The sequence below is a fragment of the Helicobacteraceae bacterium genome, assembly GCA_031258155.1.
Classification (GTDB): domain Bacteria; phylum Campylobacterota; class Campylobacteria; order Campylobacterales; family SZUA-545; genus JAIRNH01.
Genome location: JAIRNH010000056.1, coordinates 15,186 through 28,948, shown reverse-complemented (window position 1 = coordinate 28,948; position 13,763 = coordinate 15,186). Strand labels below are relative to the sequence as shown.

Annotated in this window: 18 protein-coding genes and 1 pseudogene; 15 read left to right on the top strand and 4 right to left on the bottom strand. The window is 51.6% G+C overall.

The genetic code is table 11. The features are described 5' to 3' along the window. The first annotated feature begins 52 nt into the window (after positions 1-52). From yidD to LBF86_07610, 5 genes are all read left to right on the top strand, one after another. On the top strand, positions 53-406 hold the full coding sequence (yidD, locus tag LBF86_07630; protein ID MDR0665370.1) for a membrane protein insertion efficiency factor YidD: 354 nt from the start codon (positions 53-55) through the stop codon (positions 404-406). Further along, the gene (locus tag LBF86_07625; protein ID MDR0665369.1) at positions 403-1,011 is read left to right on the top strand and encodes an MBL fold metallo-hydrolase; all 609 of its coding nucleotides are present in this window, start codon (positions 403-405) and stop codon (positions 1,009-1,011) included. The genes yidD and LBF86_07625 overlap by 4 nt, the downstream gene beginning before the upstream one ends. Before the next feature lie 78 nt (positions 1,012-1,089). Further along, positions 1,090-1,644, top strand: a complete 555-nt coding sequence (gene luxS / locus LBF86_07620) for an S-ribosylhomocysteine lyase (GenBank protein MDR0665368.1) — start codon at positions 1,090-1,092, stop codon at positions 1,642-1,644. Continuing rightward, a complete protein-coding gene (metK, locus tag LBF86_07615; GenBank protein ID MDR0665367.1) occupies positions 1,644-2,849 on the top strand; it encodes a methionine adenosyltransferase in 1,206 nt (401 codons plus the stop codon). Before luxS ends, metK begins: the two co-directional genes overlap by 1 nt. 3 nt (positions 2,850-2,852) lie before the next feature. Beyond that, positions 2,853-3,008 carry a methionine adenosyltransferase domain-containing protein gene (locus LBF86_07610; GenBank protein MDR0665366.1) on the top strand — a complete coding sequence of 52 codons (156 nt, stop codon included), beginning with the start codon at positions 2,853-2,855 and terminating at the stop codon, positions 3,006-3,008. Positions 3,009-3,182: 174 nt separating this feature from the next. Here LBF86_07610 and LBF86_07605 read toward each other — a convergent pair whose 3' ends face one another. The 4 genes from LBF86_07605 to LBF86_07590 all read right to left on the bottom strand — a co-directional run bounded on the left by LBF86_07605 (position 3,183) and on the right by LBF86_07590 (position 6,067). Continuing rightward, positions 3,183-3,740 (bottom strand): c-type cytochrome, encoded by a 558-nt coding sequence (locus LBF86_07605; protein ID MDR0665365.1) that lies wholly within the window; start codon positions 3,738-3,740, stop codon positions 3,183-3,185. A 20-nt stretch (positions 3,741-3,760) separates the two neighbouring features. After that, positions 3,761-4,927: a 2-isopropylmalate synthase gene (locus tag LBF86_07600; GenBank protein MDR0665364.1), complete on the bottom strand. Its 1,167-nt coding sequence runs from the start codon at positions 4,925-4,927 to the stop codon at positions 3,761-3,763. Positions 4,928-5,321: 394 nt separating this feature from the next. Beyond that, the gene (locus LBF86_07595; protein MDR0665363.1) at positions 5,322-5,543 is read right to left on the bottom strand and encodes a hypothetical protein; all 222 of its coding nucleotides are present in this window, start codon (positions 5,541-5,543) and stop codon (positions 5,322-5,324) included. Positions 5,544-5,821: 278 nt separating this feature from the next. Continuing rightward, a complete protein-coding gene (locus LBF86_07590; GenBank protein MDR0665362.1) occupies positions 5,822-6,067 on the bottom strand; it encodes a hypothetical protein in 246 nt (81 codons plus the stop codon). Between the two features lie 238 nt (positions 6,068-6,305). Here LBF86_07590 and LBF86_07585 point away from each other — a divergent pair, with 238 nt between their 5' ends. The 10 genes and pseudogenes from LBF86_07585 to LBF86_07540 all read left to right on the top strand — a co-directional run bounded on the left by LBF86_07585 (position 6,306) and on the right by LBF86_07540 (position 13,738). Next, complete coding sequence (locus LBF86_07585) at positions 6,306-7,172, top strand: substrate-binding domain-containing protein (protein ID MDR0665361.1); 867 nt, start codon at positions 6,306-6,308, stop codon at positions 7,170-7,172. Then, on the top strand, positions 7,169-8,005 hold the full coding sequence (gene pstC / locus LBF86_07580) for a phosphate ABC transporter permease subunit PstC (protein ID MDR0665360.1): 837 nt from the start codon (positions 7,169-7,171) through the stop codon (positions 8,003-8,005). Before LBF86_07585 ends, pstC begins: the two co-directional genes overlap by 4 nt. Then, a complete protein-coding gene (gene pstA / locus LBF86_07575) occupies positions 8,002-8,832 on the top strand; it encodes a phosphate ABC transporter permease PstA (protein MDR0665359.1) in 831 nt (276 codons plus the stop codon). The genes pstC and pstA overlap by 4 nt, the downstream gene beginning before the upstream one ends. 2 nt (positions 8,833-8,834) lie before the next feature. Beyond that, positions 8,835-9,587: a phosphate ABC transporter ATP-binding protein PstB gene (gene pstB / locus LBF86_07570; GenBank protein MDR0665358.1), complete on the top strand. Its 753-nt coding sequence runs from the start codon at positions 8,835-8,837 to the stop codon at positions 9,585-9,587. Then, complete coding sequence (phoU, locus tag LBF86_07565; protein ID MDR0665357.1) at positions 9,584-10,243, top strand: phosphate signaling complex protein PhoU; 660 nt, start codon at positions 9,584-9,586, stop codon at positions 10,241-10,243. The genes pstB and phoU overlap by 4 nt, the downstream gene beginning before the upstream one ends. Positions 10,244-10,245: 2 nt before the next feature. Further along, complete coding sequence (locus LBF86_07560; GenBank protein MDR0665356.1) at positions 10,246-10,929, top strand: response regulator transcription factor; 684 nt, start codon at positions 10,246-10,248, stop codon at positions 10,927-10,929. A gap of 48 nt (positions 10,930-10,977) precedes the next feature. Continuing rightward, positions 10,978-12,306, top strand: coding sequence for a hypothetical protein (locus tag LBF86_07555; protein MDR0665355.1), 1,329 nt, complete (start codon positions 10,978-10,980; stop codon positions 12,304-12,306). 553 nt (positions 12,307-12,859) lie between these two features. Next, positions 12,860-13,282, top strand: a pseudogene (locus tag LBF86_07550) (hypothetical protein). An 11-nt stretch (positions 13,283-13,293) separates the two neighbouring features. Further along, entirely contained in the window at positions 13,294-13,443 is a 150-nt protein-coding gene (locus LBF86_07545) for a hypothetical protein (protein MDR0665354.1), read from the top strand. 136 nt (positions 13,444-13,579) lie between these two features. Further along, positions 13,580-13,738 (top strand): hypothetical protein, encoded by a 159-nt coding sequence (locus LBF86_07540; protein MDR0665353.1) that lies wholly within the window; start codon positions 13,580-13,582, stop codon positions 13,736-13,738. Positions 13,739-13,763: the final 25 nt, after the last annotated feature.

Below are 13,763 nucleotides of genomic sequence, written 5' to 3'. Positions count from 1 at the left end.
CAAAATAGTTCGCGGATTTTACCCACATAGCGGTTAAAAGATAAGATAATATATGCGAACGCCGCTATTAAACCGTCCCTTTTGGCTCTTAGTCAGGCTTTATCAGATAGTTTTTTCGCCGTTATTTGGGCGATGTTGTCGTTTTTATCCAAGTTGCTCTAATTACGCGCTGCAAACGTTAGAAAAACGCGCGCTTCCAATCGCGTTGGCTCAAATCGCGCTAAGAGTGGCGCGTTGCAACCCGCTTTTTAAAGGCGGTTTCGATTATCCCTCTATGCCGAGAGATAGAAAAGAGGAGAGAAAATTGTTGTTTTTTGCCAATAGAGCGCTAAAATCGCGCAAAATAGCGTGGTTTATAGTCATAGAGGGCAATCGCCGCGTTTTATTAAAGAGGCTTAAAAGATGAAAATGCTAGCAGAACCGATGGGGCGCGGGTATCAAACCAACTGCTATATCCTAATAAAAAACAACCGTTCGATTATTATCGATCCGGGAATCGGCGCTATCCGTTGGATTATAAAAAACGCGCCGAATCCGCTCGCCGCGCTTAACACGCACGGACATTTCGATCATACTTTCAGCGACGCGGCTCTGCAAAGGGAGCTAAAGATACCTATCTATATTCGTCAAGAGGACGGCTATATGCTCAAAGGCGATTATTTCAGTATGGATCAAGAGCCGTGCGAGGCGGATTATCTTATCGCCGACGAAGAGCCAATCGAGATCGAAGGCTTTTGCTTCAGATTTAGGCATTTTCCGGGTCATACGCCCGGCTGCTCTATGATCGAGTTTAGCGATCGCCTCTTTAGCGGCGATTTTATCTTCGACGGTTGCGTGGGGCGATACGATTTTCCCGGTTCAAGCCCGACCGATATGAAACGATCGCTAGAGCGGTTTATGGCGTTTTACGGCGACAAGGACGATCGTCCTATGTATGCCGGACACGGCAAACCGACGTCGATTCAACGAGCCAGAGCGTTTGTTCCCGAATTTATCGACGGGCTTTCTTAACTAAACGGCGAACTTCGAGCTAACATAAAGCGTAAAACAAGTAAAATCACGAAACTTTGTTGACATTAGGAGATTGAAATGCCTTTACTGGATAGCTTCAAAGTCGATCACACCAAAATGATCGCGCCGGCGGTTCGCAAGGCAAAAACGCTTGTAACGCCCAAAGGCGACGTAATCACGATTTTTGACCTGCGTTTTTGCGTTCCTAACAAGGATAAAATAAAAAGCAAAGCCATTCACACGCTAGAACACCTGTTCGCCGGCTTTATGCGCGAGCGATTGCCCTCCGTAGAGGTTATCGATATTTCGCCTATGGGTTGTCGGACGGGCTTTTATATGAGCGTGATTGGCGATCCTAAAGAGAGCCTGATCGTCGAGGCGTGGGGGAAAAGTATGTCCGACATACTTCGCGTCGAGTCTAAAAGCGATATACCCGAGCTTAACGAATATCAGTGCGGCTCTTACAAAGCGCATTCGCTCAAAGGCGCGAAGAAGGTCGCCGCGCTTACGCTTGAAAAGGGTATCGGCATTATGGACAACGAATCGATTAGCCTCGATAAAAAAGCGCCAAAGAGAGCGAAAAGAAAGACGCCTATCGCAAGTAAGAAAACCGTCGCGAAAAAAGGAAAATAATGTATCTATTCACATCTGAAGCGGTAAGCCCCGGACACCCCGATAAGTGCGCCGATATAGTCGCCGATAGCGTCGTCGATTATCTTTTGCAACGCGATAGCGCCTCTCGCGTCGCCGCCGAAGTGTTTATCGCGGGGAAAAATCTCGTGATCGGCGGAGAGGTCAAAACCTCCGCGCATATAAGCGCCGACGATTACAAAAGCATAGCCAAAGCCGCGATCGAAAAGATCGGCTACAACGGTAAAAACGGCTTTAAGCGCGATCAAACGTTGCACCCGGACGATCTAAATATCGAGGTTTACGTTAATAAACAATCGCCCGATATTTCGCAGGGCGTAGATCAGAGCGGCGGCGAAGTGGGGGCGGGCGATCAGGGCATTATGTTCGGTTTTGCCAGCGCGGAAGCCGCCGAGTATATGCCCGCCGCGATCAGCTTCGCGCGCGGTTTGTGCGATTTTGTGTATCGTTACGCGCTTAGCCATAACGACAAGCTCGGAATCGATATAAAAACGCAGGTTACGATCGACTACGGAACAAAAGATAACTTTATCGCCGCCAAACCGCAAAAGATTCATACGATTGTCGTTTCCGCGCCTAGCGTGGAGCGCTTGCATATCGACGAGGTTCGCAAGCTAATCAAAGGATTGATCGACGCTTGCCCCGCGTTGCCCAAAGAGCTATACGATCCAGACGATTGCGTTATTCATATCAACCCTACGGGCAGATACGTCAATCACGGACCGCTTCACGATTCGGGGCTTACGGGACGGAAGCTGATTGTCGATAGTTTTGGCGGATACGCTCCGATCGGCGGCGGCGCGCAAAGCTCGAAAGATTACACGAAAGTCGATCGTAGCGGGCTATACGCGGCGCGCTGGATCGCTAAAAATATCGTCGCGGCTGGACTGGCGAAAAAAGCGCTGGTGCAGATTGGCTACGCGATCGGCGTGGCAAAACCCGTTTCGATCAGCGTCGATACGCAATTTACCGCGTCGGACGGGATTAAAGACGAGGAGCTAAGCGCGGAAGTCGCTAAACGGTTTGCGCTCACGCCAAATTGGATCGCTAAAACCTTTAACCTCGACAAGCCAAGCGAAACAAGTTTTCTTTATGCGGAGGTCGCGGCGAGAGGGCAGGTGGGTATCGCGAGCTATCCGTGGGAGCAGATCGACCGTAGCGGCTGGTTTGAATCGTTGAGACGATAATTTTTGCGACCGCTTGAGATCGCTAAAAATATCGTCGCGGCTGGACTGGCGAAAAAAGCGCTAGCGCAGATTGGCTACGCGATCGGCGCGGCGAACCCGTTTCGATCGGCGTCGATACGCAATTTACCGCGTCGGACGGGATTAAAGACGAGGAGCTAAGCGAAAAAGTCGCTAAACGGTTTGCGCTCGCGCGAAACAAGTTTTCTTTATGCGGAGGTCGCGGCGAGAGCGCGTTATATCCGTTTGCTTCGCGCGCCGCTCTTGGACGCTTTTAGCTTGCGCTTTTGATCGCCGCGCTATTTTCCGTTATAAAGCGGGGGCGGCGAGTCTCGGCTATTTCAGCGAATTGATATAGCGCGCCAACTCCAAAACCTCTTGATCGCTTAGGGCGATAGCGCGACCTTTCATTGTGTTTGCCGTCGATCCGTGCGCGTAAGAGCCGTTTTGATAATTGCGCAATATTTGAAGCGCCTCTTTTTCGTCTAGTTTCGCGACTATGCCCGATTTGCCGAACGCGCTTTTTGTCGCGTCCTTGCCATGACAGCCCGAACACCTAAGCGCAAAAAGCTCTTCGCCGTATTTGGTATGCATATTCGCGATATAGACGGATAGCGAGGCGATCTTGTCTTGATCAAGCAACGAGGCTTGCGCCGCCATAGCGCCTTCCGATTTCCCCGCGACATAAGCGTTAAGCTTCGAAGCGATCTCCGTTTCGCTAAGCCTTGAAATATCTTTGTCCTTGCCCATCGGCTTTTCGTTCGCGTATCGACCATGACAGGGAATACACCTCTTAAATAGATCTTCGCCGGCTTTGAAACGTTCGGCGCTAAACGCGCTCATACCGACCGCTCCAATCAAAACGCACGCAAGCGCAATCAATAATCGCCTCATCAGAAACCTTTCTATGTATTTTACGACAGATTATATGCCCTTAAACCTAAACTTTGCGCTATGCGCGCGATCGTTTCGTTTGAGACGATCTTGGTTTTTTCGGCGGACTGTTTATACGCGGCGAAAAATCGGTCGGCTTGATCCGCTTCCACGGCAAAGCCGACCTCTCTTGCCGCCGCGATCGCCGCCGCGCTTCCGGAGTGGCGCGTAAGCACGATCTTGGCGCGCTTGGCTCCAACCAACTCAGGCGAAAACAGCTCGTAAGTCGCGGCGTTTTTCATCATTCCGTCTTGATGAACGCCGCTTCCGTGGCTAAACGCGTTCGCGCCCACGATCGCCTTGTTCGGCGCTTTTGGCATGCCGCTATATCTTGCCGTCTCGTCGCTAACAACCGATATAAACTTAGCGTTGATATTGGTTTCGTAACGCCCGCTTAAACGGGCGGTCAAAATTACCGCGATCTCCTCTAACGCCGCGTTGCCGGCGCGTTCGCCTATGCCGTTGATCGTGCATTCAACCTGCCTAGCGCCAGCCTCGATCGCCGCGAGCGTGTTCGCGACCGCCAACCCCAGATCGTCGTGAGCGTGCGCGGAGATTATCGCTCTGCCTTCCGCCGCGCTTACGACCGCTTTAATCATCGACGCGGTTTCTTCCGGCAGCAACGCCCCGACGGTGTCGGGCGCGTTGATAATCGACGCGCCGGCTCTGATCGCGATTTGGGTCATCTCGCGCAAAAAATCGTGATCCGTTCGGCACGCGTCCTCAAAGCTAAACTGCACCTCCCCCGCAAAATTTCTAGCGAATTTAACGGCTTGGAAGGCTATCTCTTTGACCTGCTCCCGACTCATCTTGAGCTTATATTTCAAGTGCGCGTCGCTTGTCGCCAGAAAAATATGAACGCGCCCTCGCTTCGCCTTGCTTAAAGCGTCGATCGCCGCTTTTATGTCGCTCTCTTTGGCGCGCGCGAGCGCCGAAACCGCGCAAGTTTTAACCGACGCTCCAATCTGATAAACCGCGTCAAAATCTACGCGCGACGAGATTGGAAAGCCCGCCTCGATCACATCCGCGCCCAACCGCTCCAACGATTTCGCGATCGCGATCTTCTCGCGAACGTTCATAGCCGCCCCAGGCGCCTGCTCGCCGTCGCGCAACGTGGTATCGAAAATAATAATTCTTTCTTTTTGCATTTTTTGATCCTTAATAAATGATAAACGCCGATAGGCGAAGAGCTAGTTAAAGCTCGGTTTGAACTTGAAACGGGTTAAAAAAGGGTTATAGAACGGGTAGTAGTAGGAGCGAAAAGACGAAAACGACGAAAGTTGAAATTGGCGCGGTCTGCATAAGCGACTCCTTTTGTGAAATATGGGTCACTATGCCAGAAAACGGCTTAAAACTAAATAAAACGCGATTGGCTCGGCTGCTTTGCGAACGCGTTTTTGGAGCGTCCGCGATTAAACAAAGCAATCGACTCTTGCTCTTGCGTAGAAAAGCCGTAACATTCGCCGAGAGATACTAAAAACAACGGCTTATCGATTACCTTTGCGCGAAGGCAAAATAAATAAACTAGCGCGCGGATGCGGACTAAGCCGCCTTGCCGATTTGATCGCGTTTGCGATCGCCGCTATAGGACGGCTTGTAGGTTAAGACCATTATCGCCTCCAACGCGGCTATAAATCCGATCGTTACGATCGCTAAGGGAGCCTCTTGCGTATTTGCGCCCCCCTTTCCATTTCTGATATTGTGTCCCAAACGGCGATAATTAAACCAAGCAAGACTATGGATAACGCCGTAACGCGCCGACAAGCCATGTCTTGAATAGCCGCCCTTTGTCGCGGAGTTTTGCCGTAGCCATATTCAAAACGTCCTTTCGCTTAACGGACGATCTTTCGTAGTAGCCCATATTTCAAGCGCATAAGCGTTTGGTTTCCGCAATAATCGACGATTTCTATATTTAGAACGGTTTCGTCCCCGCTTATTTGAGCGACGATAACGTTTAATCTTTTAAATAACCCTATTTCAAGGAAAAGCGAGTTATAGCCGACGTATCCGCTCGGTAGCGCGCAAATCGGAACGCAAGCGGTTCAGATAATTTTAACGCCGCCCACGTCAAGCAGTTTGCTAGGCGAAAACTCTTGCAGAGGCTCGTTTTCGCTTTGCGCGTAGAAGGCTTTGAGCGCCTTCTTATCTACGATCAGCTTGGCGATCAGCAGTTTTTCATTCGAGTGCAGAAAGCCTATTTCAAGCCTCTTGCCGCTCATATTGTCGGCTTGAATGGCTAGAAAGTCCAGCGCGACCTTTATCGGATCGAAAAACGATAGCGAACTCATAACACACTCCTTTTGTGGCGTAGCGGATAAAAGCAAAAAACTCGCCAAAGCGCCGATTTTGACTCTCCGCGCGATACATATCGGCAAAATTATCGCCCGAAAAGAGGCGATCTTTCGCAAACCGCGCCGATAACCTAAGCCGCGTTTCGTTTTTTTTACCTAATTTTTACTTGCAGCCTCTTACGCCCTATATATTGCGCGTCTATGATTTTTTCGCAAATCAAAAAGGAGGCTATAGATGAACAAGGCACTAAAATCGCTGGCGGCAGTCTGTCTGCTAAGCGGCGTATGGCAAACAAGCGTCCAAGCGGCGGCGTTTGACGCGGCAAAGGGCGTGAATGTCGTTTCGCGCGAGAGCGGTTCAGGCACCAGAGGCGCGTTTGTGGAGCTTTTCGGCGTGGAGGAGAAAACCGCCGACGGCAAGAAAAAAGACACGACCACCAAAGAGGCGATCATCGCCAAGCAAACCGACGTGATGATGACCAATATCGCGTCCGATCGATACGCGATCGGTTATATTTCGCTAGGCTCGCTAAACTCCACGATCAAACCGGTCAAGATCGACGGCGTGTCGCCATCGAGCGCGAATATCAAAAACGGCTCGTATAAGATCGCGCGCCCGTTCAACATCGCGGTCAAAAGCGGGATTTCGCCGCTCGCGCAAAGCTTCATCGACTTTATCCTCTCCAAAGAGGGGCAAGCCGTAATCGCCAAAAACTACATAGCGATCAACGACGACGCCAAGCCTTTCGGCGGCTCGACGCTAAGCGGCAAGATCGTAGTCGCCGGCTCCTCGTCGGTTACGCCCGTGATGGAAAAACTGCGCGAGGCGTATCTGCTTGTCAATAAAAACGCCAAGATCGAGATTCAGATGAGCGATTCGTCGGCGGGTATAAACGCGGCGATCGAGGGGACGTGCGATATAGGCATGGCAAGCCGCGAACTCAAAGCGAGCGAGTTGCAAAAACTGGCGGCGACGCAGATCGCGCTTGACGGCGTGGTGGTGATCGTCAATAAGGAAAACCCGCTGGACAACCTGACGAAAGATCAGGTTAAATCCATCTTCTCAGGCAAAACGACTAAGTGGAACGAAGCGCTCAAATGAGCGGCTTAAAGGAGAAAATCGCGAGCGTCGTCTTTCTGTGTTCGGCGCTCGCGTCGGTGTTGGCGGTTCTGCTGATCTGTTTCTTCCTGTTTTTCAACGGCGTTCCCGCTATAGCCGAGATAGGGTTTTTCAACTTTATCTTCGGCGAGGAGTGGTCGCCTACGGACGAACCGCCGCTGTTTGGCGTGTTTCCGATGATAGTCGGAAGTCTCTATGTAACCGCGGGGGCGATTATTATCGGAGCGCCGATCGGGACGCTTACGGCGGTTTTTCTAGCGCGAATCTGTCCGCGCAAACCCTACAGAATCGTAAAACCCGTCGTGCAGTTGCTGGCGGGCATTCCGTCGGTGGTTTATGGCTTTGTCGCGATGATAATTCTTATACCCGTAACGGGCGCTAGCATACTATCCGCGAGCATTCTGCTCGGCGTGATGATACTGCCGACCATTATAGAGATCTCCGAAAGCGCCGTTCGCGCCGTTCCCGACAACTACTACGAAGGCGCGCTGGCTTTAGGCGCGGGACGTTACAGAGCTATTTTCTTTGTGCTGTTGCCCGCGGCTAAATCGGGCGTGTTAGCCGCCGTCGCGCTAGGTATCGGACGCGCGATCGGCGAAACGATGGCGGTAATTATGGTGGCGGGCAACCAAGCTAGAATGCCGGGTTCCATTATGGACGGGGTTCGCACGCTAACGGCGAATATCGTGATCGAGATGGGATACGCCGCCGATCTTCACCGCGAGGCGCTGATAGCTACGGGGGTTGTTTTGTTCGTTTTTATCCTAATAATCAACCTTAGTTTTTCGGCGCTCGCCAATAGGAGCGTTAGATGAAAAGCGACAAATTTTTCGAGCGCGTTACGGCGTTTGTCGTGTGGAGCGCGGCGCTGACTACGATCGCGGCGTTGGTTTTTATCGTCGGATTTATTCTGTTCAAAGGCGTTCCGCACCTGCAACCTTCGATCTTTGCGTTGGAATACACGAGCGAAAACGCTTCGATGACGCCCGCGATAATCTCTACGGCGATGATGATGGCGCTTGCTTTAGTTATCTCCGTTCCGTTTGGCGTAAGCGCGGCGATCTACCTTTCGGAATACGCTAGACGCGATAGTATCGCCTCAAAAATAGCGCGGACGACCGCCGAAACGCTTTCGGGCATTCCGTCGATTATTCACGGGTTGTTCGGACTGCTCTTTTTCGTCGTTTTTCTTGGGTGGGGGTTTTCGTTGCTTTCAGGCGCTTTTACGCTGGCGATTATGATCCTGCCGTTGATTATGCGAGCGAGCGAAGAGGCGCTCAAGGCGGTCCCCGACGCTTACCGCGAGGGCGCGTTTGGGCTTGGCGCAGGCAAGTTGCGAATGATTGTGAAGATCGCGCTTCCAACGGCGATGGGCGGCATATTCGCGGGTATTACGCTCGCGATCGGGCGAATCGTCGGCGAAACGGCGGCGCTAGTCTATACGGCGGGGACGGTGGCGCAGATACCCGCAAGCCCGATGGAATCGGCGCGGACGCTTTCGGTGCATATGTACGCGCTCTCTAGCGAGGGGCTGCATATCGACGAGGGTTACGCCACCGCGGCGGCGTTGCTTGCGATTGTAATCGTAATCAACGCGATTTCGGCGTATATAGCAAAAAAGGCGGGAGGCGGCGCGGCATGAGCATGAACGACTGTTTTGAAATCAACGACGTGAATCTTTACTACGGCGATTTTCACGCGCTCAAATCGGTGAATATGACGATAGAAAAGAACGAGATAACGGCGTTTATCGGACCCTCCGGTTGCGGAAAATCGACGTTGCTAAGGACGCTCAATCGTATGAACGATCTGATCGACGGGTGCGTTATAACGGGCGAGACGAAGCTATTCGGAGAGAACATATACGACAATATGGACGTAAATCTGCTGCGAAAACGGGTCGGAATGGTTTTCCAAAAACCAAATCCGTTCCCTATGAGCGTTTATGACAATATCGCTTTTGGAGCGCGCACGCACGGCGTTAGATCGCGCCGCGCGTTAGACGAGATCGTGGAGACTTCGCTACGAAACGCCGCGATGTGGGAGGAGGCGAAAGATCGCCTCAAAAAGCCCGCGCTAGGACTATCGGGCGGTCAGCAGCAGCGTCTTTGCATAGCGCGCGCTCTAGCCGTTCAGCCAGAGGCGCTGCTACTCGACGAGCCGACAAGCGCGCTCGATCCGATCTCCACGGGCAAAATCGAGGATTTGCTGATCCAGCTATGCGAAAAATATACGATCGCGATCGTAACGCACAATATGCAACAGGCGGCGAGAATAAGCGACAAAACGGCGTTTTTTCTTTTGGGCGAGGCGATTGAATACGATAAAACCGAAACGATCTTCGCCACGCCTAAGGATAAGCGCACGGAAGATTACATTACGGGGAGATTTGGATGATGCGCAAGAACTTCGACGAACAACTATCGCGGCTAAACGTAAGCATGATCGAGATGGGCGCGCTGATAGAGCGCGCTATAACCAAAGCGACAAAAGCGCTCCAAACGCGCGATCTGGAAGCGGCGCGAGCCGTGATCGAGGGCGACGACGCGATCGACGACAAAGAGCGCGAGATCGAAAGCCTCTGCCTGAAACTGCTGCTAAAACAGCAACCTGTGGCGGGCGATCTGCGGCAGGTCTCCGCCGCGCTCAAGATGATCACCGATATGGAGCGCATAGCCGATCAGGCGGCGGATATAGCCGAGCTAAGCGTCTATCTCTCCGATCGGGAGCGCTCCAAAAACCTCGCGCTGGTATCTCAGATGGCTGATAACACGATTATGATGGTAACGAACAGCGTTAAAGCGTATGTAAAAAAAGATATGGCGCTGGCGCAGGCGGTGATAGCGAACGACGATATAGTGGATAACCTATACTTAACGGCAAAAAAGGATACAATCGCTCTTGTGCATAAGGACCCCGATCGGGGAGAGGAGATTATAGATTTGTTACAGATCGCTAAATATTACGAGCGTATCGGCGATCACGCCGTAAATATAGCCGAGTGGGTTATATTTTCGATCGACGGAACGCATAAAAACAGGCGGGTTTTTTAGGCGTGAGCAAAAAAACGCGAAGCGTTTTTATGGTGGAGGACGACGACAATATCCGCGAAATGGCGTTATACGCGCTGAACTCCGCAGGTTTCAAAGCCGAAGGCTTCGCCGACGCGATCGCCTTTCGCAGGGCGCTGGAAACGCAAACGCCATCGTTGATTTTGCTGGATATTATGCTGCCCGACGAGGACGGCATTTCTATTTTGAAAAAACTAAAACTTAACGAACAGACCAAAACCACGCCCGTTATTATGCTCACCGCTAGAGGCTCGGAGATGGACAGGATCAAAGGGCTTGATCTAGGCGCGGACGACTATGTGGCAAAGCCGTTTTCGGTTTTGGAGGTGATCGCGCGAATCAAAGCGGTTTTACGAAGATGCGGCGAGGAAAAAGCGGACGAGGTCGTAATCGGCGCGATTACCTTGCGCGCGGATCGCCGCGCGGTGTTCGTCAATCAAAAAGAGATCGCGCTAACCTACAAGGAGTTTGAGCTGCTTAAATATATGATGAGCGCCAAAGGCGTCGTCCTCACGCGAAATATGCTGCTTGAACAGGTGTGGGGGTTTGATTATCTAGGCGAAAGCCGCACGGTGGATATGCATATTAAATCGTTGCGCCATAAGCTCGCGGGCGCGGGCGATCTGATAAAAACCGTCCGAAACGTAGGCTATACGATCAAAGATTAGCGTATAATTTTGAGGCTATCGCGTCGCAAAGACGCCAAAGACTAACTATTGAGAAGACAGATATACGTCTATATGACGGCGTTGGTCGCCGTTACGCTGACATTGAGCGCGTTGGCGCTTTGCCTCGCGTTTTACGCGCATGTCGCGAACGAGGCGCGCGCGACGCTTAAAGAGCGCTTGGCGCCGTTTGTGGGCGCTAACTCCAAAACGGCGGCGCAAAAGGCGATCTTGGTTGGCAAAGATCGCGTCCGAATTAGCTTAATAGAGCAAAACGGAACGGTCGCGTTCGACGCCTTCGTAAGCGCCGTCGATCTCGCAAATCACGCCGATCGCGAGGAGGTTATCGCCGCGCTTAAAAACGGCGCGGGCGAATCCAAACGATTTTCCGATACGATCAAAGAGGAGACCTACTACTACGCGATCAGACTAAGCGACGGCGCGATACTGCGGGCGGCTATAACGACCTCCAGCGTTTTTGGCGCGTTTGCGAGCGCCATACCAACGATAATAGGCGTGGTGGCGGTTATGATCGTCCTCTCCTTCGCGATGGCTAGCAGGCTTACGCAAAAGATAATCGACCCAATTAACAAAGCGGATATAAACGCCAAATTCGAGGCGCCCTACAAAGAGTTCGAGCCGTTTGCCAAAACCATCGCCGCGCAACGCGAGCAGATCGAGACGGAGTTGGCTGAAAAGACAAAACTTGTGGAGATGCGCCGCGAGTTTTCCGCTAACGTCTCTCACGAACTGAAAACGCCGCTGACCAGCATTTACGGCTACGCGGAGATGCTTAGCGGCGATATGGTAAAAAAGGGCGATAAACGAGAGATTTACGCAAAGATCAAAGACGAGGCGGCGCGGCTGATCGCGCTGATCGAGGATATTATTAAAATTTCGGAGCTTGACGAGGGCGAGCGCTCCGAGTCGTTCGCGCCGATCGAGCTAAACGCGATTGCGAGCGACGCGATAAACGCGCTGGCGCTAAAGTCGCTTGAGCGCGGAGTGCGCGTAACGCTAAAAGGCGGCGGCGTTATTCTCGGCGCGCGATCGATGATCTTTGAAACGTTCTACAACCTGATCGACAACGCCGTTAAATATAACAAACCAAACGGCTTAATTGAGATTGAAATAACGCAAAACGACGGCAAGATTTTTGTAACGATCGCCGACAATGGCATAGGCATTCCCAAAGAGGCGCAAAGCCGCGTTTTCGAGCGCTTCTACCGCGTGGATAAATCCCGATCCAAAAAAACCGGCGGCACGGGGCTTGGACTTGCCATAGTCAAACATATCGTTATGGTTCATAACGGCGAAATCAGGCTAAAAAGCAAAGAGGGCGAAGGCGCGTCGTTTATCCTTACGTTCAACGCCGCCTAGAACGCCCTAGCGCCGTATCTACGCCGCCGCATAGCCAATCCAAACCCCGCAATCGCAAACTTGCTTACGAGATATTAGGCGATCTAAAAAGCGCGCGAGTTGGATAGTTGCGCATTGTCGCCATATATGAAGCTCTTGCGCGATTAACCGCGATAATAAAAAGGCGCGTCCTTTAGCGTCGCCGCGCGCCGATAACAAACCAAGAACGCGCCGAAAAGCGGAAACCGCGCTTCCGTCATTCCCGCGCAAGCGGGAATCCATCTCTCTCTATTCTTCTGCGTTTCTGGATACACGCCTTCGATTACTAAGCGCTTGCGCTTGCTTCGTGCGGGTATGACGAGAAATACGCGGTATAACGCGCATTAAAACGTTGGCAGTGGTTGGTTCGCCGTTTTATCGCGCTTGATCGCGCGAATTGTCGTTTCCGCTTCTCTGTAATTCACGCGAAACGCCAATCCGACAAAAAGCAGTCGCTAATTTGGTTTTGTTAAACGCTTTAAGTCAGAGATAGCCATTATCGAGAGCCTTATCTTTAGTTATAGAAGGAGTTTTCGTGTTATCGTCTTTTTTGCGAAAGATCGGTTTAACGCGATCTAAATCAATTGGCGATCGCGGATTGTTATCGCCAACCGCTAACAAAAATGATAGCGGACAATCGCTTTTGACTAAACGGGCGGTTTTAGCGCCGATTGAAAAACTGTTTTCTATTTCTATTAAACTATTAACGATCGCGTTTATTTCGTTTGCTTCAAGCGGCTACAGCGAAGGTTCGGAAAACGAAAGCAGCGCCAAAGGCGAAACTAAATCCGAAATTATCGCTATATCCGCCGGCTCCAAGCGCTTCCTTGCGCTATCAAAAGACGACAAGGTTTATGCTGCGGGACGCAACAACAATGGTCAGCTTGGTTTAGGCGATAGCGGTTATGGAACCAACCGCAAAACCTTTACCGAAGTTACAAGTTTAAGCGGCAAAAACATTATCGCTGAATTACCGGCGACAATCACTCCCTCGCGCTATCAAAAAACGGCGAGGTTTATGCTACGGAACCTAACAACGATCGGCTTGATTTAGGCGATACCGCCAATCGCAATATTTTTGTAGAAGTTGGCGCTTTAAGCGATCCAGTAATCGCGTAGGAAAGCGGGTATCCAGATACGCCGAAGGCGAGAGAGAGAGATATATTCCCGCAATCCTACGCGCCTTGCGCTCCTACCAAAGCGGGCGCTTCGCTAGAATGAAGGAGAGAGGGGATGGATTCCCGCCTTCGCGGGAATGATGGAGGGAGGAGGGTTAATTGCGATACTTCGCGCGATCGAGGGGGAGTGGATACCCGCATTCTTTCGCGACTATGAAGCGATCGCGTTTCTATCGCTCCGCGCGGGTGACAAAGAGGGCGCGAAAATATCGATCCGTAAAACGAAAGTCAGCTGATCGACATTGTTTTTTAACGGATTAG